The sequence below is a fragment of the Pseudolactococcus insecticola genome (assembly GCF_011170065.1).
Lineage (GTDB): Bacteria > Bacillota > Bacilli > Lactobacillales > Streptococcaceae > Pseudolactococcus > Pseudolactococcus insecticola.
Genome location: NZ_BLLH01000001.1, coordinates 286510 through 308418 on the forward strand (window position 1 = coordinate 286510; position 21909 = coordinate 308418).

22 protein-coding genes and 1 tRNA gene are annotated in these 21909 nt (G+C 43.8%); 22 read left to right on the forward strand and 1 reads right to left on the reverse strand.

Features of this window, described 5'->3' with window-relative positions; genetic code table 11:
* Window positions 1-32 precede the first annotated feature (32 nt).
* From Hs20B_RS01480 to dprA, 11 genes are all read left to right on the forward strand, one after another.
* Window positions 33-239, forward strand: coding sequence for a DUF2969 family protein (locus Hs20B_RS01480; protein WP_172354868.1), 207 nt, complete (start codon window positions 33-35; stop codon window positions 237-239).
* Window positions 240-272: 33 nt separating this feature from the next.
* Window positions 273-344: transfer RNA gene (locus Hs20B_RS01485), tRNA-Gln, on the forward strand.
* A 95-nt stretch (window positions 345-439) separates the two neighbouring features.
* Entirely contained in the window at window positions 440-1000 is a 561-nt protein-coding gene (gene lepB, locus Hs20B_RS01490; RefSeq protein ID WP_172354870.1) for a signal peptidase I, read from the forward strand.
* A gap of 95 nt (window positions 1001-1095) precedes the next feature.
* Window positions 1096-2385 (forward strand): pyrimidine-nucleoside phosphorylase, encoded by a 1290-nt coding sequence (locus tag Hs20B_RS01495; protein ID WP_172354872.1) that lies wholly within the window; start codon window positions 1096-1098, stop codon window positions 2383-2385.
* Window positions 2382-3047 (forward strand): deoxyribose-phosphate aldolase, encoded by a 666-nt coding sequence (gene deoC / locus Hs20B_RS01500; protein ID WP_172354874.1) that lies wholly within the window; start codon window positions 2382-2384, stop codon window positions 3045-3047. The genes Hs20B_RS01495 and deoC overlap by 4 nt, the downstream gene beginning before the upstream one ends.
* Complete coding sequence (locus Hs20B_RS01505; RefSeq protein ID WP_172354876.1) at window positions 3034-3438, forward strand: cytidine deaminase; 405 nt, start codon at window positions 3034-3036, stop codon at window positions 3436-3438. The genes deoC and Hs20B_RS01505 overlap by 14 nt, the downstream gene beginning before the upstream one ends.
* 152 nt (window positions 3439-3590) lie before the next feature.
* Window positions 3591-4643 carry a BMP family lipoprotein gene (locus Hs20B_RS01510; protein WP_172354878.1) on the forward strand — a complete coding sequence of 351 codons (1053 nt, stop codon included), beginning with the start codon at window positions 3591-3593 and terminating at the stop codon, window positions 4641-4643.
* 106 nt (window positions 4644-4749) lie between these two features.
* Entirely contained in the window at window positions 4750-6279 is a 1530-nt protein-coding gene (locus tag Hs20B_RS01515; protein WP_172354880.1) for an ABC transporter ATP-binding protein, read from the forward strand.
* Window positions 6276-7388 carry an ABC transporter permease gene (locus Hs20B_RS01520; RefSeq protein ID WP_172354882.1) on the forward strand — a complete coding sequence of 371 codons (1113 nt, stop codon included), beginning with the start codon at window positions 6276-6278 and terminating at the stop codon, window positions 7386-7388. The genes Hs20B_RS01515 and Hs20B_RS01520 overlap by 4 nt, the downstream gene beginning before the upstream one ends.
* Window positions 7385-8341 carry an ABC transporter permease gene (locus Hs20B_RS01525; protein ID WP_172354884.1) on the forward strand — a complete coding sequence of 319 codons (957 nt, stop codon included), beginning with the start codon at window positions 7385-7387 and terminating at the stop codon, window positions 8339-8341. The genes Hs20B_RS01520 and Hs20B_RS01525 overlap by 4 nt, the downstream gene beginning before the upstream one ends.
* A 64-nt stretch (window positions 8342-8405) precedes the next feature.
* Window positions 8406-9287, forward strand: a complete 882-nt coding sequence (dprA, locus tag Hs20B_RS01530; RefSeq protein WP_172354886.1) for a DNA-processing protein DprA — start codon at window positions 8406-8408, stop codon at window positions 9285-9287.
* A gap of 39 nt (window positions 9288-9326) precedes the next feature.
* Here dprA and Hs20B_RS01535 read toward each other — a convergent pair whose 3' ends face one another.
* Window positions 9327-9878, reverse strand: a complete 552-nt coding sequence (locus Hs20B_RS01535) for a TetR/AcrR family transcriptional regulator (protein WP_172354888.1) — start codon at window positions 9876-9878, stop codon at window positions 9327-9329.
* A 136-nt stretch (window positions 9879-10014) separates the two neighbouring features.
* Here Hs20B_RS01535 and Hs20B_RS01540 point away from each other — a divergent pair, with 136 nt between their 5' ends.
* The 11 genes from Hs20B_RS01540 (at window position 10015) to tkt (ending at window position 21732) form a co-directional block, all read left to right on the forward strand.
* Complete coding sequence (locus Hs20B_RS01540; RefSeq protein ID WP_172354890.1) at window positions 10015-10785, forward strand: SDR family oxidoreductase; 771 nt, start codon at window positions 10015-10017, stop codon at window positions 10783-10785.
* Window positions 10786-10787: 2 nt separating this feature from the next.
* Window positions 10788-11570, forward strand: a complete 783-nt coding sequence (locus Hs20B_RS01545; protein ID WP_172354892.1) for an SDR family oxidoreductase — start codon at window positions 10788-10790, stop codon at window positions 11568-11570.
* 135 nt (window positions 11571-11705) lie between these two features.
* Window positions 11706-12959, forward strand: a complete 1254-nt coding sequence (gene purD, locus Hs20B_RS01550; protein ID WP_172355178.1) for a phosphoribosylamine--glycine ligase — start codon at window positions 11706-11708, stop codon at window positions 12957-12959.
* Window positions 12952-13446: a 5-(carboxyamino)imidazole ribonucleotide mutase gene (gene purE, locus Hs20B_RS01555; RefSeq protein WP_172354894.1), complete on the forward strand. Its 495-nt coding sequence runs from the start codon at window positions 12952-12954 to the stop codon at window positions 13444-13446. Before purD ends, purE begins: the two co-directional genes overlap by 8 nt.
* Window positions 13439-14521 (forward strand): 5-(carboxyamino)imidazole ribonucleotide synthase, encoded by a 1083-nt coding sequence (purK, locus tag Hs20B_RS01560; protein ID WP_172354896.1) that lies wholly within the window; start codon window positions 13439-13441, stop codon window positions 14519-14521. Before purE ends, purK begins: the two co-directional genes overlap by 8 nt.
* A gap of 3 nt (window positions 14522-14524) precedes the next feature.
* Window positions 14525-15817 (forward strand): adenylosuccinate lyase, encoded by a 1293-nt coding sequence (gene purB / locus Hs20B_RS01565; RefSeq protein WP_172354898.1) that lies wholly within the window; start codon window positions 14525-14527, stop codon window positions 15815-15817.
* Window positions 15818-16102: 285 nt separating this feature from the next.
* A complete protein-coding gene (gene glyQ, locus Hs20B_RS01570) occupies window positions 16103-17053 on the forward strand; it encodes a glycine--tRNA ligase subunit alpha (RefSeq protein WP_172355180.1) in 951 nt (316 codons plus the stop codon).
* Entirely contained in the window at window positions 17053-19083 is a 2031-nt protein-coding gene (gene glyS / locus Hs20B_RS01575; protein ID WP_172354900.1) for a glycine--tRNA ligase subunit beta, read from the forward strand. Before glyQ ends, glyS begins: the two co-directional genes overlap by 1 nt.
* A gap of 27 nt (window positions 19084-19110) precedes the next feature.
* Complete coding sequence (locus tag Hs20B_RS01580; RefSeq protein WP_172354902.1) at window positions 19111-19326, forward strand: hypothetical protein; 216 nt, start codon at window positions 19111-19113, stop codon at window positions 19324-19326.
* Window positions 19327-19569, forward strand: a complete 243-nt coding sequence (locus tag Hs20B_RS01585) for a DUF896 domain-containing protein (protein WP_172354904.1) — start codon at window positions 19327-19329, stop codon at window positions 19567-19569. It begins immediately after the preceding gene.
* A 177-nt stretch (window positions 19570-19746) separates the two neighbouring features.
* Window positions 19747-21732, forward strand: coding sequence for a transketolase (tkt, locus tag Hs20B_RS01590; protein ID WP_172354906.1), 1986 nt, complete (start codon window positions 19747-19749; stop codon window positions 21730-21732).
* Window positions 21733-21909: the final 177 nt, after the last annotated feature.

Below are 21909 nucleotides of genomic sequence, written 5' to 3' on the forward strand. Positions count from 1 at the left end.
AAAATCTGGACTTTTTTAGATATAATTAAGGTATGCGAAAGAAAAAAGAGACAGAAATTCAGATTTCTGACAGTAATGATGGTGTGGTTCTGACGGTTGGTAAAAAGACGGTCGCAGAGATAAAAAATGCTTCTGACGATGCCTTTGAAGTGCTAGTCAATGGCAAGCATATCAAGACTTTCAAGGCCTATCCTGATGCGCTGGAAGAAGCAATCAAGACTTACAATCTTGCGCTTTGAACTTTTTAGGTAATCGCAGCAATGGATTATTTTTGGGGTATAGCCAAGCGGTAAGGCAAGGGACTTTGACTCCCTCATGCGTTGGTTCGAATCCAGCTACCCCAGTTGTATAGGTCATGTGACTTGATTTAGCTAAATTTGAGTAAAGTAATAAGCGGAAAAAACAACCGCTTTTATTATGAATAGAGAGTTTCATAAAAATGGTAAAAAGAGATTTATATCGCAATATTTTGATAGGACTGATCGTTGTTTTGCTGCTTGCGGTGCTAAGGATTTTCGTGGTAGAGCCTATCCGGATTCACAATGATAATATGGCACCGATTTTGCCTAAAAAAACGCATATTTTAGCCATGAAGCGCTCAAAAATTGGCAACCTTGATTTGGTTGCTTACCGTCATGATGGTAAAAAATATGTCGGCAGAGTCATTGGTGTGCCAGGGCAGAGCGTCATTGCCATGGACAATATCGTCTATGTTAACCATGATATCCTAAAAGAACCGTACATTACCGCCAACCAAAATAAATATCTGCTTACGCATGACGATGATTTTACCACAGATTTTCGTGTGGATCAGCTGCCTGCTAAAACTTATTGGATCTTAAACGATGCGCGTGATGTCAAGGAAGACAGCCGACGTTTTGGTCCGATTAAAGCTAAAGATATTTTAGGTGAGCTCGAGTTCAGGTATGCACCGATTAGCGATTTTGGCTTTGTTGAAAATGATGAAGCAAAACTTGAAAATGGCTATGAGAATAACTAAATCTGGAAAAATTCTTCGGAGTTTTTTTTTGCCGTGATAATATGGTAAAATTGACATATCGATAAAAATGAAAAGTCAGGAAAAAGGGATAAATAATGAGAATGGTTGACATTATCCAGAAAAAAAGAGAAGGGCAGGCACTGTCAACTCAGGAAATTTCTTGGATGATTGACAGTTATACATCAGGCGCTGTGCCCGATTATCAGATGTCAGCCTGGGCTATGGCTGTTTATTTTCGTGGTATGACGACAGCAGAGACGGCAGATCTGACCATGGCGATGGTAGCAAGTGGTCAGACAATTGATCTGACGACTATACCCGGTGTCAAGGTGGATAAGCATTCAACTGGCGGCGTGGGGGATAAGGTTACGCTGATTCTGGCGCCGCTTGTTGCGAGTTTTGGCGTGCCAGTAGCTAAGATGAGTGGTCGCGGGCTTGGACACACTGGTGGGACTTTGGACAAGCTTGAGAGCATTCACGGTTTTGAGATTGAGCAATCGGAGGCAGAGTTTATCAAGCAGGTCACAGAAGCAGGACTTGCCGTGATTGGTCAGTCAGATGACTTGGTTAAGGCTGATAAGTTGCTTTATGCGCTGCGCGATGTGACGGCTACCGTTGATATTATTCCGCTGATTGCAAGCTCGATTATGTCGAAAAAGATTGCAGCAGGTAGTGATGCAATTTTGCTTGACGTGACGGTGGGCAGCGGTGCCTTCATGAAAAATATCGACGACGCGCGGCTACTTGCGAGAACCATGGTCGATTTGGGCAATGCTGTAGGGCGCAAAACGATTGCTGTGATTACTGATATGAGTCAACCGCTAGGCGCAACTATTGGTAATCGCTTAGAAATCGCTGAAAGCCTTGCTGTTCTAAAAGGAGAAGGGTCGTCAGAACTGCAATATTTTATTGCTGAACTCGCACAGCTCATGCTTGGACTTGCGGACGTTGACAAATCGCTAGATGAGATATTGACGCATCTGTCAAATGGTGCAGCACTTGACAAATTTAAAGCTATGGTTACAGCACAAGGCGGTGATATGGCTGAGTTATTAGCATCACCTGTGCACAAAACACAGTTTTCAAAAGTCGTCAGAAGTCAAAAATCAGGTTTTGTCACGTCATTTGACGCGTTGAGTGCTGGTCTGCTTGCCATGCGAGCGGGTGCAGGACGTGCTGTCAAGTCGGACTTATTGGACATGGACGCAGGTATCAAGATTTTCAAAAAAATCGGAGATGCCGTGCAAGAAGATGAGCCTTTGTTTGAAATTTTTTACAACAAACCAGACTTCGACGTTGATAAAGAAAGCCAGGACTTGCTTGACAAAATCAGCATTTCTGACGAAAAAATAAAAATAAAAGAAATATTGGAGATTATCAAATGACAAACTTAAACAAATACATCGACCATACCGTGCTCAAAGCGGATACACCTCAGGAAAAAGTGCAACAAATCCTCGATGAAGCCATCAAATATGACTTTATGAGCGTCTGCATCAATCCAACATGGGTGGCATTCGCAGCTGAAAAACTAGCAGCGACAGACGTCAAAGTCTGCACCGTTATCGGTTTTCCTTTGGGTGCAAATACCAGTGCGCTCAAGGCATTTGAAGCGGCTGACGCAGTCAAAAATGGGGCTGATGAAGTCGATATGGTCATCAACATTGGCGCAGCCAAATATGGCAACTGGGCGCTAGTCGAGTCTGACATTAAGGCAGTCGTTGCGGCATCAAGCCATGCAACAACAAAAGTGATTATTGAGACGTCACTTTTGACTGACGATGAAAAAGTTCAGGCTTGTAAGGCCGCAGTTCGTGCGGGAGCAGACTTTGTCAAAACGTCAACAGGCTTTTCAACAGGTGGTGCAACGGTTGCAGATATTGCCCTGATGCGCAAAACGGTCGGTCCTGATATGGGCGTCAAAGCTTCTGGCGGTGTGCGCTCCATTGCGGACGCCAAGGCAATGATTGCGGCGGGTGCAACGCGCCTAGGCACGTCGAATGGCGTTGACATCATGGAAGGTAACGTGGCAAATGGCGGCTACTGAGACAGAACAATCAGCGCTTTTTAAGCAGGCTCGGGATGCGGCAAGTGTCGCCTATGTGCCTTATTCGCATTTTCCTGTCGGAGCTGCGCTTATCGCCAAAAATGGGCTTGTTTTTCAAGGATGCAATATCGAGAATGCGAGTTTTGGTCTGACAAATTGTGCCGAGCGGACAGCGATTTTTAAGGCAGTGTCAAGTGGCGTTAGGACTTTTGAAACGATTGGTATTTATGGTGATACGGATGAGCCGATTTCACCTTGTGGCGCTTGCAGGCAAGTACTTGCCGAATTTTGCCCAGAGGATATGCCTGTTTTCCTTTTTTCAAGGGATGGCAAGGTCAAAAAAACGACCGTTGGCGAACTATTGCCTTATCATTTTAAGGACTTAGTATAGAAATAATAAAAATCCGAACGATTGATTTTTTGGATAAAAATTTTTCAGAAAATGGTTGTAGTTTTTGTAAACTTAATGTAAACTTAAACATAGAAGTTCGATTTGTATGATTATGATCATGATTGAACACAAAATTTGGAGGAATTTATTTCATGAACAAAAAAGTAATCGGTGCTGGTCTTGCAGCTGTGGCTGTCTTGTCGCTTGCGGCATGTGGCAATCGCGACAAAACAAGCAGCTCATCAGATGCTAAAACTGACTTGAAAGTTGCAATCGTAACTGATACTGGTGGTGTTGACGACAAATCCTTTAACCAATCAGCTTGGGAAGGCTTACAAGCTTGGGGCAAGGCAAATGGCTTAGCTAAAGACAAAGGCTACACTTATTTCCAATCAGCAAGTGAGTCTGACTATGCAACCAACCTTGATAGCGCTGTTTCTGGTGGCTACAAGCTGGTTTACGGTATCGGTTTTGCGCTTCATGATGCGATTGCTGAAAGTGCCAAAGATAACACTGACACAAATTTTGTTTTGATTGATGACGTCATTGAAGGACAAAAAAACGTTGCCTCAGCGACATTTAAGGACCAAGAAGGTGCTTATCTTGCAGGTGTTGCCGCAGCTAAAACAACTAAGACTAAAACTGTTGGTTTTGTAGGCGGTATGGAATCTGACGTCATCACACGCTTTGAAAAAGGCTTTGAAGCTGGTGTTAAGTCAGTCGATAAATCAATCAAAGTCAAAGTTGACTACGCGGGCTCATTTTCTGATGCTGCAAAAGGTAAGACAATCGCCTCAGCTCAATACGCTGGTGGTGCTGATATTATCTATCAAGCCGCTGGTGGAACAGGTGCAGGTGTCTTTTCAGAAGCCAAAGCACTCAACGAAGAAAAATCTGACGCTGATAAAGTTTGGGTGATCGGTGTTGACCGTGACCAAAAAGATGAAGGTAATTACACATCAAAAGATGGTAAAAAATCTAACTTTGTTCTTGCGTCAACGATAAAAGGCGTAGGTAAAGTTGTTCAAACTATCAACAAAGAAACGGCTGACGACAAATTCCCTGGCGGCAAACACGTCGTTTACGGAATAAAAGATGGCTCTGTAGGCCTTGCCAATGACAATTTGTCAGCTGAAGCTGCAAAAGCAGTTGATCAAGCACGTGATGACATCAAAGCTGGTAAAATCACAGTTCCTGAAAAATAGATAAATGAAAATAGTGCGGAGGCGCTATTTTTTTGTGAAAAATTAGCAAGATTAGCCAAATTTTTGATATAATGAGATATATCAATTTATAGAAATGGAACATTTTATGACAGGACAAAACGTGCAAAATGTGATAGAAATGCGCGATGTCTCAAAAGTTTTTGGTACTTTTGTGGCAAACGACCAGATCAATCTACAAGTCCAAAAAGGCGAAATTCATGCGCTTTTAGGTGAAAATGGTGCTGGTAAATCAACGCTGATGAACATGTTATCAGGCCTACTTGAGCCGACGTCAGGCGAGATTTTTGTAAATGGGAGCGTTGAGAAAATAGATTCGCCGTCAAAAGCTAGTAAACTCGGTATCGGTATGGTGCATCAGCATTTTATGCTGGTAGACGCTTTTACGGTGACTGAAAATATTATCCTAGGCAATGAAACGACGCGTGGCATCAAATTGGACACAAAAAAAGCTGAGCAAGAAATTCTTGAACTCTCGCAAAAATATGGGCTAGAGGTCACGCCAAGTGCGCTAGTACGCGATATTTCAGTGGGTCAGCAGCAGCGTGTTGAAATCTTAAAAACGCTTTATCGAGGTGCTGAGATTTTGATTTTTGATGAGCCAACGGCCGTTCTGACGCCTGCTGAAATTTTGGAGTTAATGACGATTTTGAAAAATCTCGTCAAAGAAGGGAAATCAATCATTCTCATCACGCATAAACTGGATGAAATCCGTGCGGTTTCTGATCGTGTCACAGTTATTCGTCGTGGTAAATCGATCGAAACCGTCGATGTTGCAGGGCGCGATAATAAAACGCTTGCGGAAATGATGGTTGGTCACAGCGTGTCTTTTGTGACTGAGAAAAAAGTCGCAAATCCTGGTAAAGTAGTCCTCGATATTAGCCATTTGGTGGTCAATGAAAGCCGCGGCGCACAGGCAGTCAAATCGTTATCTTTGAAAGTCCGCGCGGGTGAAATCGTGGGTCTAGCTGGTATTGACGGCAATGGTCAGAGTGAGCTAGTTCAAGCAATCACAGGCTTACGCCCTGTTGTCACAGGCTCAATCAAGCTAAAAGATAAGGAAATCACCAATCATAAACCGCGGCAGATCACTGAGATGTCAGTGGCGCACGTGCCTGAGGATCGGCATCGTGATGGGCTTGTTTTGCAACTGTCAGTCGCTGAAAATATGGCCTTGCAAACCTACTATAAAGCACCGATGAGCCATTTGGGTTTTCTTGATTATAAGGCAATCAATCAAAAAGCGCGCGAACTTATGGCGGAGTTTGACGTCCGAGGTGCCAGTGAACTAGTGCCTGCGTCGGCGCTTTCAGGTGGTAATCAGCAAAAGGCGATTATTGCCCGTGAGATTGATCGTAATCCTGATTTACTGATTGTCAGTCAACCTACACGTGGCCTTGACGTTGGGGCAATCGAGTATATTCACAAACGCTTGATACAAGCACGTGATGAAGGGAAGGCTGTGCTTGTTGTTTCATTTGAGCTTGACGAAATCCTAAACGTTTCTGATAGAATCGCTGTGATTCACGATGGTAAGATTCAAGGTATCGTCAGACCAGCTGAAACGACAAAACAAGAACTGGGTGTTCTGATGGTAGGAGGTACGCTAAAATCATGAAAAATCTCAATATCAGAAAAGGGTTAATTCCGATTATTGCCGTGATTGTGGGCTTTCTTTTGGGCGCAATCATCATGCTCGTCTTTGGCTACAATCCGCTTTGGGGATATGAAGACCTATTCACACAGGCTTTTGGCAGTGTCAAATCAATCGGAGAAATTTTCAGAAGTATGGGGCCGCTGATTCTGACGGCGCTATCATTTGCTGTTGCCATGCGAGCCGGCATGTTTAATATCGGGATGTCAGGACAGGCTTTGGCAGGCTGGATTTCATCGGCCTGGTTTGTGCTAAGCTATCCTGACTTGCCACGTGTTATCATGATTCCTTTGGTCATTATTATCGGTGCTGCTTGGGGTGCTATTATGGCTGCAATTCCTGGTATTTTAAAGGCTTTTCTAGGCACGAGTGAAGTCATCGTGACCATCATGATGAACTATATTATTTTGTTTGTGACGACGCATTTGGTGCATAATGTTTTTGCTAAAAAACTCATGTCATCAAAAGATTCGACCATTCCGGTCAGTCAAAATGCGTCATTTCGGACAACGTTTCTATCAGACATTAGTAATCATTCACGTCTTAATATCGGTATTTTTATCGCGATTATCGCGATTATCGTCGTTGCAGTGGTTATCAAACGGACAACACTCGGCTATGAAATCAGGGCAGTTGGACTCAATCCAAACGCTTCAGAATACGCAGGTATCTCAGCAAAACGCACGATTATCACATCTATGCTGATTGCAGGCGGACTCGCTGGTATTGGTGGCGTTGTCGAAGGACTTGGGACTTTTCAAAATTTCTTTGTCCAAAGTTCTAGCATGTCGATCGGGTTTGATGGGATGGCCGTTGCGCTTTTAGGTGAAAATTCACCAGTGGGCATTTTGTTTGCAGCGCTTTTATTTTCAATCCTAAAAATCGGTGCACCGGGCATGAATGTGACAGGTATTCCGCCAGAAATCGTCAATGTCGTGATTGCAAGTATTATCTTTTTTGTCGGCATCAAGTTTGTTATTGAGACAGTCTTGCCAAGCCTACCTAAAAAAGACGAGAACACCACAGCGCGCACGGTTGACAGTAAAGTGAAAAAGGAGGGCGCTAAGCTATGACGGCTACCACAATGCTTCAAATTTTAGTTTCTTCGATGTTGATTTATGCGACACCGCTGATATTTACCAGTCTTGGCGGCACTTTTTCAGAACGCAGCGGGATTGTCAATGTCGGACTCGAAGGTATCATGACCATGGGCGCTTTTAGCTCGGTCGTCTTCAACCTGACTTTTGCAGATAGCCTAGGCAAGGTGACGCCTTGGCTAGCACTGTTATTTGGCGGTGTGATTGGGCTTATTTTCTCCCTGCTTCATGCGGTTGCGACTATTAATTTTCGAGCAGACCACATCATCTCAGGCACCGTCATCAACCTTATGGCGCCAGCACTAGCCGTCTTTTTGGTTAAGGTGCTTTATGGCAAGGGACAGACTGATAACATCCAAGAAAGCTTTGGCTACTGGGATTTTCCAGGCTTGAGCCATCTTCCGGTGATTGGGAAAATTTTCTTCAAACAAACATCTTTGATCGGATTTGTGTCAATTTTAGTAGCATTTCTAGCCTGGTTTATCTTGTTTAAAACACGTTTTGGTTTGCGCCTTCGCGCTGTCGGTGAACACCCTCAGGCGGCAGACACACTGGGCATTAATGTCTATCTCATGCGTTATTCAGGTGTGATGATTTCAGGGCTTTTGGGTGGTTTTGGTGGCGCTGTTTTTGCGCAACAAATCTCGGTTAATTTTAGTGCTTCAACCATTGCAGGGCAAGGATTCATTGCCATGGCGGCCATGATTTTTGGAAAATGGAACCCAATTGGCGCCATGCTTGCAAGTTTATTCTTTGGCTTATCGCAAAGTTTGGCCGTGGTGGGTGCTCAGCTGCCTGTCATTTCTGGCATTCCGATTGTCTACCTGCAAATCGCACCTTATGTTTTGACCATCGCAGTACTTGCGATTTTCCTAGGAAAGTCAACAGGTCCAAAGGCAAATGGCGTCAACTATATCAAATCAAAATAATAATGATCAAAAAATCGCGAGCAAATTGCGATTTTTTTCGTATAAGATAGTGAGAGGTATTAAGATGACAAATTTTGAACTATATCGTCTAAAACTAGCAGGTATGACAAATCTGATGCTTAACAAATTTCTAAGTTTTATTGATGAAAGAAATAGTGAAAATGACTTAAATGACAGTCAAACGGGCAATGATTTGCTGCAGTTACCTGAATTTATCAAGCGTTCTGACATGAAACAAAAAGCCTTATTTTGGGAGAAATTTCGTCAGATTGACGCGAAAGTAGCTCGGGCAGATTTTTTGAAATATCCGTCATTTTCGATTTTTGACGAAGTCTATCCGGAAGCTTTGCGTGAGAGTTACAATCCGCCTGTCTTGGTCTTTTATCAGGGAGATTTGTCCTTGCTTAGTCAACCAAAACTAGGTTTTGTCGGCAGTCGCGATTGTAGTCGACAGGGCATTTCAAGTGTACAAAAAATCATCAAAGAACTGGGCAATCAGTTTGTCGTGGTCAGCGGACTTGCACGTGGTATTGATACGGCGTGTCATATTGCTGCCATGAAAAATGGCGGTCAGACCATTGCTGTTATTGGCACAGGACTTGATGTAACCTATCCACGTGAAAATTTCCAGTTGCAGGACTATATCAGTAAGCACCAGCTGATTCTGACGGAGTACGGTCCGTCAGAAAAGGCGCTCAAGTATCATTTTCCAGACCGAAATCGAATCATCGCAGGTCTGACGCGTGGCGTGGTCGTGACCGAGGCCAAGCTTCGCTCGGGCAGTCTGATTACCTGTGAGCGTGCCATGGAAGAAGGACGTGATGTTTTTGCGGTGCCGGGCAATATCGTAGATGGCCTTTCTGACGGGTGCCATCACTTGATCCAAGAGGGTGCAAAACTCGTTTTTCATGGTCAGGATATTTTATCAGAGTATACATATGAATAAACTAAAAACTGCCAGTTTCTCTAGTTGAAATTGGCAGTTTTAGATGATGGCTTCAAGGCTAGGTCTGATAAACGCCCACATGCTGTCAAACTTGCCTGTGAAATCTTCTGTGATCCAGGCAGGCGCAAATGTTGGTGTGGTAAACCAAGCAAAAGTTGTGATGAGATTTTGTGCAGTGTCAGCTGACAAGGTGGAAACGGTTGTTAAGTTGGTAATCAGATCATTGATATGTCGTGCCAAAAGTACTGCATCTTCGTCAACATAAGCCGTATAGAGCGCAAACATTTCAGTATTTGCGATGTAGCTTTTTCGCTTGCTATTTGCAAAGGCCCAAAGCCAATCGTGGATCAGCTCAAGCTGATTGTCATAATGATCAGGCTGAAACTCAAAAATATCTGTCAAAATCTCATCAAGCCAGCGAATGGCCAGCGCCCCCCACAGTTCTTTTTTATTTTTGAAATACTTATATAAAGCAGCGTGAGACGTCCCGAGCTCTTTTGCAAGACTTGATAAAGTGACATTTGCCATGCCAAAATTGTCAATCATGGCCTCAGCTGTCTGTAAAATCTTTTTTTCAGATAGTTTTTGCATGCTTTTATTTTATCACGTTTATCCTAAATTTACAAAAATGTTTTTTTGTAAGTTACAAGTATTGACTTTTGTAACCAAGTGAGTTATACTATTTTTAGTTACAAAATATCAAAAATGTAAATGGAGATTTGAAAACATGAAACTTACCAACAACACCATTCTCATCACAGGCGGGACCTCAGGCATTGGTTTAGCATTTGCACAGAAATTTCTGGCGCTAGATAACACTGTCATTGTCACAGGTCGCTCGCAGGCAAAGATTGACGCAGCCATTTTTGAAAATCCTGGCTTACACGGCATTGCGGCAGATGTGTCGGATTTGGCTTCAGTTAGAGCACTTGTCAAGACGCTGAACGAAAAATTTCCGCAGCTTAACATGGTGATCAACTCAGCAGGCATCATGCGAGTTAAGCAACTTTTTGACGAAAGTGTGACAGCCGAGGATCTGACGTCAGAAATAGAGACGAATCTCAACGGCACGATATGGGTGGACAAGCTATTATTGCCAGTCCTAGCAAAGCAGCCAGAAGCTATGATCATCAATGTGACGTCTGGTTTAGCCAATATTTCTTGGCACATGACGCCGACCTACTCGGCAACAAAATCAGGTGTGCGACTGTTTACCAATGCCCTTCGCTACCAAGCTAAAAAGCAAGCACCAAATCTTCACGTTGTCGAACTTGTACCACCATTGGTACGTGGAACGGCGCTCGAATCAAATCAGGGCAATCAAACACAAGGCATCACAACCGAACAATTGGTTGCAGCTGGTCTAAAAGGTATCGCTAAAAATAAAAAACGCATCAATGTTGGCCAATCAAAATTACTTCAAGTCATGGGACGCACACTGCCCATGGCATTTGAAAATCTAATGGCAAAAACAATAGAAAAAGCAGAGGAAAACTAATCATGAAGCTCACTAACAACACCATTTTAATCACAGGCGGCACATCAGGTATCGGCCTAGCGTTTGCACAGAAATTTCTGGCGCTAGGTAACACAGTCATTGTCACAGGTCGCTCGCAGGCAAAGATTGACGCAGCCATTTCTGAAAATCCTGGCTTATACGGCATTGCAGCAGATGTGTCAGATGCAGCAGACGTAGCCAGATTGGCTCAAAAAGTCTTAAGTGATTTTCCAAACTTAAATGTCGTCATGAATTCTGCAGGAATCATGCGCACTTACGATTTATTTGACGATGATCTGAAAGCAACGGATCTGCTGGCAGAGATTGACACCAATCTGAATGGTACAATTCTCGTGTCACAGACTTTTCTCAAGCACTTGACGGCTCAGCCAGAAAGCTTGCTTGTCAACGTCTCATCTGGTCTTGCAAATGTGTCATCAGCACCAAATCCGATTTATTCAGCGACAAAAGCGGGTGTCCATATGTTTACAGATGCTGTGCGTGAGCAAGTTATTTATCAGGGCTACACCAACTTGCAAGTCACAGAACTCGTGCCGCCGCTCGTGTCAGAAACCAATCTTGAAGAAAATGTCCATGTTGAAGGCCCTAACAACATGACTTTGACAGACCTGGTGGCAGAAGGAATCACAGGCATTGAAAATGGCAGCACGCGCATCGATGCTGGCTTTGCCAAAGTCATTCGCAAAAACGCCCTCGAAAACCCTGAGCACTTCACACATCAGATGGCAGAAAATATGTTGCCAAATAAATTTGCACGAAAATGAGTTAGTCGCATCAGACGTCAAACAAAAACCGAACGTTCCAAGTGAATTTTCGGTTTTTTCTTGACCATTTGACAGATTTTCCGAAAATTAGTGATAAAATGAAAGAAAATAATGAAAAAGGAACGTGATTTGACTTTGAAATTACTTGTCATTGGATCTGGCGGTCGTGAACACGCCATTGCCAAAAAATTATTGGAGAGTCCGGAAGTTGAGACTGTCTATGCTGCACCGGGTAATGCTGGCATGACGCTTGATGGGATTGAAACAGTTGCACTTGCAATCACACAGCACGCTGAGTTGATTGATTTTGCAAGCACGCATGACATTGACTTTACTTTTGTGGGGCCTGATGATGCCCTTGCTGCAGGGATCGTAGATGATTTTGAGGCAGCAGGTAAGCGCGTATTTGGACCAACTAAACTCGCCGCAGAGCTTGAGTGGTCAAAAGATTTTGCCAAGCAAATCATGAATAAATATCAGGTGCCAACTGCTGCACACGCGACATTTAGTGAATTTTCTGAGGCAGAAAGCTACATTCGCTCAAAAGGCGCACCAATCGTTATCAAAGCAGACGGTTTAGCACTCGGAAAAGGTGTCGTGGTTGCTGAAACGGTTGCTGAAGCAGTTGATTTCACACGTGATGTCCTTGAAAATGACAAATTTGGCAAGTCTCGCGTGATTGTCGAAGACTTTCTTGCTGGTGAAGAGTTCTCACTTTTTGCCTTTGTCAAAGGCGATAAATTTTATATGATGCCAACGGCGCAGGACCACAAGCGTGCATTTGATGGCGACAAAGGTCCCAATACAGGTGGCATGGGTGCCTATTCGCCAGTGCCACATCTGCCTGAGTCAGTCGTTACAACAGCAGTTGAGACGATTATCAAACCAGTTGTAAACGGCATGATTGCTGAAAATCGTCCTTATACAGGCATTCTGTATGCGGGGCTCATTTTAACTGCTGATGGTCCCAAAGTTATCGAGTTCAATGCACGCTTTGGCGACCCTGAAACACAGGTGATTTTACCGCGTCTGACGTCTGACTTTGCGCTGAACATGCGTGATCTTTTGGCTGATCAGGCGCCTGATTTTACCTGGTTAGACAGCGGTGTGACACTTGGCGTTGTGGTGGCTTCTGACGGCTATCCTGGTGACTATGCTAAAGATGTTCCTGTGCCTGAAAAAACGTCAGGTGATATCACAACTTACTACGCAGGTGTCAAAGCAGACAAAACAGGTCATTTAGTGACAAATGGTGGTCGCGTTTATCTGCTTGAGGCGACAGCCGACAGCGTCACAAGCGCTCAGAACATCATTTACAAAAAACTGCAAGCGCAGGACACGACGGGACTTTTTTACAGAAGAGATATTGGAGATAAGGCAAATGTTTAATCAACCGAAAATCGCGATTATCATGGGGAGCAAGTCGGACTGGGCAACTATGAAACATGCGGCCGATGTGCTCGATATGTTTGGCGTTTCTTATGAAAAAAAGGTCGTTTCAGCCCACAGAACGCCCGATCTCATGTTTGAATTTGCGGCTAGCGCACGTGCGCGTGGCGTTTCTGTTATTATTGCAGGTGCTGGTGGCGCGGCGCATCTACCTGGGATGGTAGCGGCAAAAACGACCTTGCCTGTCATTGGTGTGCCTGTCAAATCGCGTGCGCTAAACGGTCTTGACTCACTCCTATCTATCGTGCAAATGCCTGGTGGTGTACCTGTTGCAACCATGTCGATTGGCGACTCTGGCGCTCAAAATGCTGGACTCTATGCCCTTCAAATCCTTGGCATAGCAGACGAAAACTTGGCAGCACGACTTGAAAAATTCCGTGATGATCAACGGCAAGAGGCCATAGAAAGTAGTGACCAACTTGACTGATACAACGAATACAACAAAAACAATAGGCATTATTGGCGGCGGTCAGCTCGGGCAAATGATGGCAATTTCTGCTATTTATATGGGACACAACGTCATCGCGCTTGATCCGGATGCGACTTGTCCCGCGTCTCATGTGGCAGAGATGATTGTGGCGCCCTATGACGATGCTGCAGCAATTGCTGAGCTTGCGGCGCGTTCTGACGTGCTGACTTATGAGTTTGAAAATGTCTCAGCAGACACGCTTCGTCCCTATGCTGATAAAATTCCACAAGGTCTTGAGCTTCTGAGCATTTCACAAAATCGTATATTTGAAAAAGCCTTTCTGACGAAAGAAGCAGGCGTCAAAGTTGCACCTTATCAGGTCATAAAAAGCCCGTCAGACTTGGATCAAAAGCTTGATTTGACTAAAAAACATGTGCTCAAAACGGCGACAGGTGGCTATGATGGTCATGGTCAAGTTGTGATTAAGTCAAATGATGATATTGCGGCTGCACATGCGCTTGCAGCTGAACAAGATTGCGTTTTGGAAGAGTTTGTTGACTTTCTAAAAGAAGTGTCAATCGTCATCTCGGGCAATGGTATTGATTTTTCAGTCTTTCCAGTTTTTGAAAATATCCATCAAAATAATATTTTGTCAAAAACCATCATGCCAGCGAGAATTTCCAAATATTTGGCAGAAGAAGCTGAAAAAATGGCAGTGTCAATCGCAAAATCCCTCAAACTTTCAGGCACGCTGTGCGTTGAGATGTTTGTGACAGCAAATGACATTTTAGTAAATGAAATCGCACCACGCCCACATAATTCTGGTCATGTGACGATTGAAGCGTGTGACTTTTCACAGTTTGACTTGCACATCCGTGGTGTGCTCGCAGAAAAATTACCAAAAGTAAAGGTGCTGTCACCTGCTGTCATGCTACAAGTTTTGGGACAGGATCTGTCAGCTGCACGTCATTTTACACAAGAAAATCCGAGCGCCCACCTGCATTTGTATGGTAAAATAGAGGCGAAACACAATCGTAAAATGGGTCATGTGACTATTTTGAGCGATAAATACGAAGACTATAAGGAGTTTTAGACAATGATTGAACGTTATTCACGACCTGAGATGTATGGCATTTGGACGGAAGAAAATAAATACCGTGCTTGGCTTGAAGTTGAGATTCTTGCGGATGAAGCGTGGGCTGAGCTTGGCGAAATTCCAAAAGAAGACGTAGCAAAAATCCGTGAAAATGCTGATTTTGATGTGGCGCGTATCCTTGAAATCGAGCAGGAAACACGACATGATGTGGTGGCTTTCACCCGTGCAGTTTCTGAAACACTTGGCGAAGAACGCAAGTGGGTACACTACGGTTTGACGTCGACCGACGTTGTAGACACGGCTTACGGCTATCTTTACAAGCAAGCCAATGATATCTTACGTGCTGATTTAGAGCGCTTCAAAGACATCATCGCGGATAAAGCGCGTGAGCACAAGTTTACGATCATGATGGGGCGCACACACGGCGTTCATGCGGAGCCTACAACTTTTGGCCTCAAACTTGCCACTTGGTACTCAGAGATGAAGCGTAATATCGAGCGCTTCGAGCATGCTGCGCGTGGTGTTGAAGCAGGTAAAATCTCTGGTGCTGTGGGCAATTTTGCCAATATTCCACCATTTGTTGAAAGCTATGTGACGCAAAAGCTTGGCATCACAGCGCAAGAAATTTCGACACAGGTCTTGCCACGTGATTTGCACGCTGAATATTTCTCAACGATGGCGATTATCGCCTCATCTATTGAACGCATGGCGACTGAAATCCGTGGTCTACAAAAATCTGAGCAACGTGAAGTCGAAGAATTTTTCGCCAAAGGTCAAAAAGGCAGCTCAGCTATGCCACATAAAAGAAACCCAATCGGATCTGAAAACATGACAGGACTCGCTCGTGTTATCCGTGGTCATGCTGTGACAGCCTTTGAAAATATCTCGCTTTGGCACGAACGTGACATTTCTCATAGCTCTGCTGAGCGGATTATTACGCCTGATACAACGATTTTGCTCGATTACATGCTAAACCGCTTTGGCAATATCGTAAAAAATTTGACGGTCTTCCCTGAAAATATGATTCGTAACATGAATAGCACATTCGGCTTGATCTACAGCCAACGTGTCATGCTTAAACTCATCGAAAAAGGGATGACGCGTGAAGCAGCTTACGACCTTGTTCAGCCAAAAACGGCCTATTCATGGGATAACCAAGTTGATTTCAAGCCGCAGCTTTTAAATGATGAAAAAGTCACAAGTGTCCTCACAAGTGAAGAAATTGATGAACTATTTGACCCAGTTTATTATACAAAACGTGTGGATGAAGTCTTTACGCGAATTGGTTTGTGAGTGATTTTGTAAAATTATCTTTTGAAAATCTTGTCAAACACAGAAAATTTTGACAAGCTAAGCGTACTTTGCTATACTAATATCAGAAGAAAAAGTAATCTTTAGCGAGCACGGATGGTGAGAGCGTGCATGATTACGAGGCACTTCTTATCAAATAAGCTAGAAAATACCAAAATGAAGGCTAGCAGTTGCTAGCGAATCAGGGTGGAACCGCGTCTATATGTCGTCCCTGTGTCCTTATTTTTTAAGGATGCAGTGGCGATTTTTTATATATCAAAAAGGAGAATCATGTCTAAAAAACTATCATTTCAAGAAATTATCTTGACACTTCAAGAGTTTTGGAGTAAGCAAGGTGCCAATCTCATGCAGGCTTATGACAATGAAGTCGGGGCTGGGACGATGAGTCCGTATACGTTTTTGCGTGCCAATGGTCCAGAACCATGGCATGCAGCTTATGTGCAGCCGTCTCGCCGTCCGGCGGATGGCCGTTACGGAGAAAATCCTAACCGTCTCTTTCAACATCACCAGTTTCAAGTCGTCATGAAACCTAGCCCGAAAAATATCCAACAACTTTATCTGGACAGCCTATCTGCGCTTGGTATTAATGCTTTGGAGCACGATATTCGTTTTGTTGAGGACAACTGGGAAAATCCGTCTATGGGTGCTGCTGGTATTGGCTGGGAAGTTTGGCTTGACGGGATGGAAGTGACGCAGTTTACCTATTTTCAGCAAGTCGGCGGTATTGAGGTTGACTCGGTGACGTCTGAGATTACTTATGGTCTTGAGCGTCTCGCGTCTTACATCCAAGAAGTTGAGTCAGTCTACGATCTTGAGTGGGGAAATGGCGTGCTGTACGGTGATATTTTCACAGAGCCAGAGTATGAACACTCAAAATTTGCCTTTGAAGAAATCGAAACGGAAACGTTTCTGACCTTGTTTGATACCTATGAGGCGCAGGCAACTAAGTTGCTTGATTTGGGACTCGTGCATCCAGCGTATGACTTTATTTTGAAGTCATCTCATACTTTCAACTTACTTGACGCAAGTGGTGCGGTGTCCGTGACTGAGCGTGCTGGCTATCTTCACCGTGTGCGAACGATGGCGCGGAAAGTAGCGCGTACTTTCATCAATGAACGCGCGAAACTTGGTTTTCCGTTACTCAAAGATGACGGTTTGCGTGATAAATATCTGGGTGAAAATGGCAAATACAAAGAAGTTGCTGGAGGTGACAAATAATGGCAAATTATTTACTTGAAATCGGTCTGGAAGAAATGCCTGCACATCTTGTGAGCGCAGCATCGGCCCAATTAGAAAAGCGAGTGGCTGATTTTCTGGCTGAAAAACGTGTCAAGTTTGACACAATTGTCAAATACGCCACACCGCGCAGGTTAGCTGTACTAGTCAAGGGACTGTCTGACGCGTCAGAAGCAGTTGACGAAGAAGTCAAAGGTCCGTCAGAAAAGATAGCAAAAGATGCTGACGGTAATTGGTCTAAGGCTATTCAAGGCTTCTCACGTGGACAAGGTGTGACACCTGACGACTTGGTCTTAAAAGGTGACTATTACTATGCCAATAAACATATCTCAGGCGTTCCTACGTCTGAGATTCTGACGGCAATTGGTGATGATGTGATTGCAAAAATGCAATTTTCAACCTATATGAAATGGGCTAATAATTCATTTTTGTTCGTCCGCCCAATCCAATGGTTGGTCAGCCTACTTGATGATGAAACAGTCAGCTTCAAGTTGCTTGATGTGACGAGTAATGCTATCACACGTGGTCACCGTTTTCTCTATGATGAGCCGATTGTGCTCAAAGATGCTTTAGACTATGAAGCTGCTTTAAATACTGCGTTTGTCATTGCTGATAGCGCAGCACGTAAGACGTTGATTGAGACACAAATCGCAGAAATTGCATCAACAAACAGCTGGGACATTTACCTAGAGCCTGGCTTACTTGAAGAAGTCAATAACTTAGTTGAGTATCCGACAGCATTTGTCGGGGACTTTGAGGCCAAGTATCTGGATGTACCCGAGGAAGTTTTAGTGACCAGTATGCGTGAGCATCAGCGTTATTTTGAAGTGCGTGATTTATCTGGTAACTTGCAAAATCATTTTATCTCCGTCAGAAATGGTAATGCAGAACACATTGAAAATGTTGCCAAGGGCAATCAAAAAGTGCTGGTTGCGCGTCTAGAAGATGCTGAATTTTTCTGGCGTGAAGACCAAAAACTCAAAATTTCTGATCTGGTTGAAAAACTCAAAAAAGTGACCTTCCATGAAAAAATTGGCTCAGTTTATGAGCATATGGGGCGTGTCAAGATTATCGCTAAAAAACTACGTGACCATGCCATGTTACCACTCGCGTTTGACGATAAACTGGACCGTGCAGCTGATATTTACAAGTTTGATTTGCTAACGGGAATGGTTGGCGAGTTTGACGAGTTGCAAGGAATTATGGGCGAGAAATATGCGCTGTTAGCTGGTGAAGATGCCGCTGTTGCAACAAGTATCCGTGAGCACTACATGCCCACATCAGCTGATGGTGATTTGCCTGAGACTGAGATTGGTGCGGTGCTTGCTGTTGCAGATAAGCTGGACACGATTTTGTCATTTTTCACTGTTGGCTTGATTCCAAGTGGCTCAAACGATCCCTATGCTTTGCGCCGTGCAACTGCTGGCATTTTGCGGATTATTGACAATCAAAAATGGGCAATTTCACTTGAAACGATCATCAATGAACTTTATTCGTTGCGCCTGAACGGCTTCAAATACGATCGTCGTGATGACGTGATCAGCTTCATCAATGGTCGTGTGGCAAAAATGCTCTCAGGCATTGCACGTCGCGATATTATCGACGCTGTGCTTGCGACGGAATCACTTGATGTCGCACGTCTGACGGAAAATGCGCAAGCACTTGACCACAAGACAGACGAGGCTGACTTCAAAACGTCAGTTGAAAATCTATCGCGTGTGTTCAATCTTGCAAGTAAGCTTGACGCTGCGCCCGTGATTGATGAAACACAGTTTGAAAATGCCTATGAAAAAGTTCTGTTTGATGCCAATCAAGCACTTGTTCTGACGGATAATGTGGTTGAAAATGTCGAAAAACTATTTGATCTCTCAACGCCGATAAGCAATTTCTTTGACAATACCATGGTGATGACGGATAATAGTGTTATCAAATACAATCGTTTGAGTTTACTTTCAGATATTGCATCAAAAGCGAGCAAAATTGCTGACTTTACGCTGATCAATACAAAGTAATTCACGACTAATAAAAAGAGGTATGAAATGTTTGGACTTTACTATTATGATAATGGGCAACGTAACTTTGTTGTGATGAATGTGCCTATGGAAGCACTGATTTTGCCACGGATTAAGATGTATCTTGACAATCATCAGATTGCTTATGGTGACATCAAAGAAATTTCACGCACTGACAATGAAGTGCGTTATAGTTTTGATGAGTCTGATAATTTCTTCCTTCAAACATTTGAGGAAAAATAAATGGTAACAGAAGTACAAATCGCAAGAATCAATGAACTTGCAAAAAAGAAGAAAACACAAGGTTTGACAGAAGCTGAAAAAGTCGAACAAGCTGAACTGCGTGCCGCTTACATTTCAGGCGTCAAATCTAGTCTGCGCCATCACGTGGAGTCAATCAAAGTGGTCGATCCTGACGGCAATGATATCACCCCAGAAAAGGCGAAGAAAGCCCAATATGAAAAAGGCTTACGGGACACACTATAATCACAAAGGTTAGACATGAAACGGTCTAACCTTTTTTTGGTCACGTTTTCTGGTTGAACCTGTTTTCAAACGTACTTTGCGATAAATTATCAGTCTTTATCTGAAAATTCTGTTAAAAATATGGTATAATTTAGCTATCGTCTAAAACGAAAATGACAATTTGAAAGGCAATTCCTCATGACTTTTGACAACACTGACCAACTAGCGGTCAATACTATCCGCACGCTTTCAATCGAAGCGATTCAAGCGGCAAATTCTGGACATCCAGGTCTCCCTATGGGTGCAGCACCAATGGCTTATGTGCTTTGGAGCAAGTTTTTAAACGTCAACCCTTTAACACACCGTGATTGGTCAAACCGAGACCGTTTTATTTTATCAGCAGGTCATGGCTCATCAATGCTATATAGCTTGCTGCATCTTTCAGGTTATGATTTGACGATTGATGATCTTAAAAATTTCCGTCAATGGAACAGCAAAACTCCTGGTCACCCAGAAGTTGATTGGGTTGATGGCGTTGAAGCAACGACTGGTCCACTTGGGCAAGGGATTGCAAATGCAGTCGGACTTGCCATGGCTGAGGCGCATCTCGCTGCAACTTATAATCGTCCTGGTTTTGACATCGTTGACCACTATACTTATGCGCTCAATGGGGATGGTGACTTGATGGAGGGCGTTTCACAAGAGGCAGCATCACTAGCCGCACAGCTTAAACTTGGCAAGTTGGTCCTGCTTTATGATAGCAATGACATCTCACTTGATGGGCCAACCTCAAAATCATTCCCAGATAATATCAAAATGCGTTTTGAGTCATACGGCTGGCAGCATATCCTTGTCAAAGACGGCAATGATCTAGAAGAAATCGAAGCGGCGATTATTCGTGCTAAGGCTGAAACAGATAAACCAACGATCATCGAAGTCAAGACAATCATTGGTTTTGGTGCTGAAAAACAAGGCACATCAGCAGTTCACGGTGCCCCACTTGGTTCTGATGGTATTGCTTTTGCAAAAAAATCTTACGGTTGGGACTATCCTGACTTTACGGTGCCTGAGGAAGTTTCACAACGTTTCCTTGAAACGTTACGTGCACGCGGTGAAGCAATGGAACAAGTTTGGCGCGAGACGTTTGACGCCTACGCTAAAGCATATCCTGATCTCGCTAAGCAATATGCGGATGCCTTTAGTAATAAAACGCCTGAGCTTGATTTGCCTAAGTATGAGCTTGGCACAAGTGTCGCAAGCCGTGTCTCATCACAAGAAACCATTCAAAAACTCTCAGCTCAAATGCCAAATCTTTGGGGTGGCTCAGCTGACTTGTCAGCATCAAACAACACCATGGTAAAAGCTGAAACGGACTTTGAAGTTGGTAACTATGCTGGCCGTAATATCTGGTTTGGTGTGCGTGAGTTTGCCATGGCAGCAGCTATGAACGGTATCGCTTTGCATGGCGGAACACGTGTCTATGGTGGGACATTCTTTGTCTTTTCAAACTATCTCTTGCCAGCGGTTCGGATGGCGGCGCTTCAAGAAGTGCCAACGGTCTATGTGCTCACGCATGATTCGATTGCTGTTGGTGAAGATGGTCCAACGCATGAGCCAGTTGAGCAACTTGCAAGTGTGCGCTCTATGCCAAACTTGAACGTTATCCGCCCAGCAGATGGCAATGAAGTGATTGCTGCATGGCGTCGTGCTGTGACTGAAACAAAACGTCCAACAGCCTTGATATTGACACGTCAAAACTTGCCAGTGCTTGAAGGTACAGCAGAACTTGCTGAAGCAGGTGTTAATCAAGGCGCTTACATCATTTCCAAAGAAAAAGGTGAGCTTGATGGTATCATCATCGCCACAGGTAGTGAAGTGAAACTGGCACTTGATGCGCAAGCAGCACTTGAAAAATCAGGTAAGTTTGTCCGCGTCGTCTCAATGCCAGCACAAAATATCTTTGATGAGCAGTCAGCAGCCTACAAAGAAGAAATTTTGCCAGTCAACGTCACAAAACGTCTTGTTATCGAAGCAGGAACAAGCTTTGGTTGGGGTAAATACATCGGTCTTGCAGGCAAAACACTCACCATCGACACTTGGGGGGCAAGCGCACCTGGCGATCGAATTTTCAAAGAATATGGCTTTACAGTTGAAAATGCCGTTAAGCTTTATAACGAATTGTAATAAGCCAAAACGTCAGATATTTTACCCTTCCAATCTCCAAAAATCTATGTTATAATTAAGGCATGCGATGAGTCGATTTGGTACGCAAGTACCTTATTTACGCTAAGAGGTTCGGGGCTTAGCCCGTCAAGGATTGATGGAATCTTGTCTAGGAATGTGAACCTCCTAGGCACGGCT

Excerpts from the sequence above, each read along its gene's own strand:
- Hs20B_RS01580 (WP_172354902.1), top strand. The coding sequence starts at position 19,111 with ATGTTTGGACTTTACTATTATGATAATGGGCAACGTAACTTTGTTGTG.
- deoC (WP_172354874.1), top strand. The coding sequence starts at position 2,382 with ATGACAAACTTAAACAAATACATCGACCATACCGTGCTCAAAGCGGAT.
- Hs20B_RS01535 (WP_172354888.1), bottom strand. The coding sequence starts at position 9,878 with ATGCAAAAACTATCTGAAAAAAAGATTTTACAGACAGCTGAGGCCATG.
- Hs20B_RS01510 (WP_172354878.1), top strand. The coding sequence starts at position 3,591 with ATGAACAAAAAAGTAATCGGTGCTGGTCTTGCAGCTGTGGCTGTCTTG.
- Hs20B_RS01480 (WP_172354868.1), top strand. The coding sequence starts at position 33 with ATGCGAAAGAAAAAAGAGACAGAAATTCAGATTTCTGACAGTAATGAT.
- purB (WP_172354898.1), top strand. The coding sequence starts at position 14,525 with ATGATTGAACGTTATTCACGACCTGAGATGTATGGCATTTGGACGGAA.
- tkt (WP_172354906.1), top strand. The coding sequence starts at position 19,747 with ATGACTTTTGACAACACTGACCAACTAGCGGTCAATACTATCCGCACG.
- Hs20B_RS01585 (WP_172354904.1), top strand. The coding sequence starts at position 19,327 with ATGGTAACAGAAGTACAAATCGCAAGAATCAATGAACTTGCAAAAAAG.
- Hs20B_RS01540 (WP_172354890.1), top strand. The coding sequence starts at position 10,015 with ATGAAACTTACCAACAACACCATTCTCATCACAGGCGGGACCTCAGGC.
- purE (WP_172354894.1), top strand. The coding sequence starts at position 12,952 with ATGTTTAATCAACCGAAAATCGCGATTATCATGGGGAGCAAGTCGGAC.
- Hs20B_RS01515 (WP_172354880.1), top strand. The coding sequence starts at position 4,750 with ATGACAGGACAAAACGTGCAAAATGTGATAGAAATGCGCGATGTCTCA.
- lepB (WP_172354870.1), top strand. The coding sequence starts at position 440 with ATGGTAAAAAGAGATTTATATCGCAATATTTTGATAGGACTGATCGTT.
- Hs20B_RS01520 (WP_172354882.1), top strand. The coding sequence starts at position 6,276 with ATGAAAAATCTCAATATCAGAAAAGGGTTAATTCCGATTATTGCCGTG.
- dprA (WP_172354886.1), top strand. The coding sequence starts at position 8,406 with ATGACAAATTTTGAACTATATCGTCTAAAACTAGCAGGTATGACAAAT.
- Hs20B_RS01545 (WP_172354892.1), top strand. The coding sequence starts at position 10,788 with ATGAAGCTCACTAACAACACCATTTTAATCACAGGCGGCACATCAGGT.
- Hs20B_RS01525 (WP_172354884.1), top strand. The coding sequence starts at position 7,385 with ATGACGGCTACCACAATGCTTCAAATTTTAGTTTCTTCGATGTTGATT.
- glyS (WP_172354900.1), top strand. The coding sequence starts at position 17,053 with ATGGCAAATTATTTACTTGAAATCGGTCTGGAAGAAATGCCTGCACAT.
- Hs20B_RS01505 (WP_172354876.1), top strand. The coding sequence starts at position 3,034 with ATGGCGGCTACTGAGACAGAACAATCAGCGCTTTTTAAGCAGGCTCGG.
- Hs20B_RS01495 (WP_172354872.1), top strand. The coding sequence starts at position 1,096 with ATGAGAATGGTTGACATTATCCAGAAAAAAAGAGAAGGGCAGGCACTG.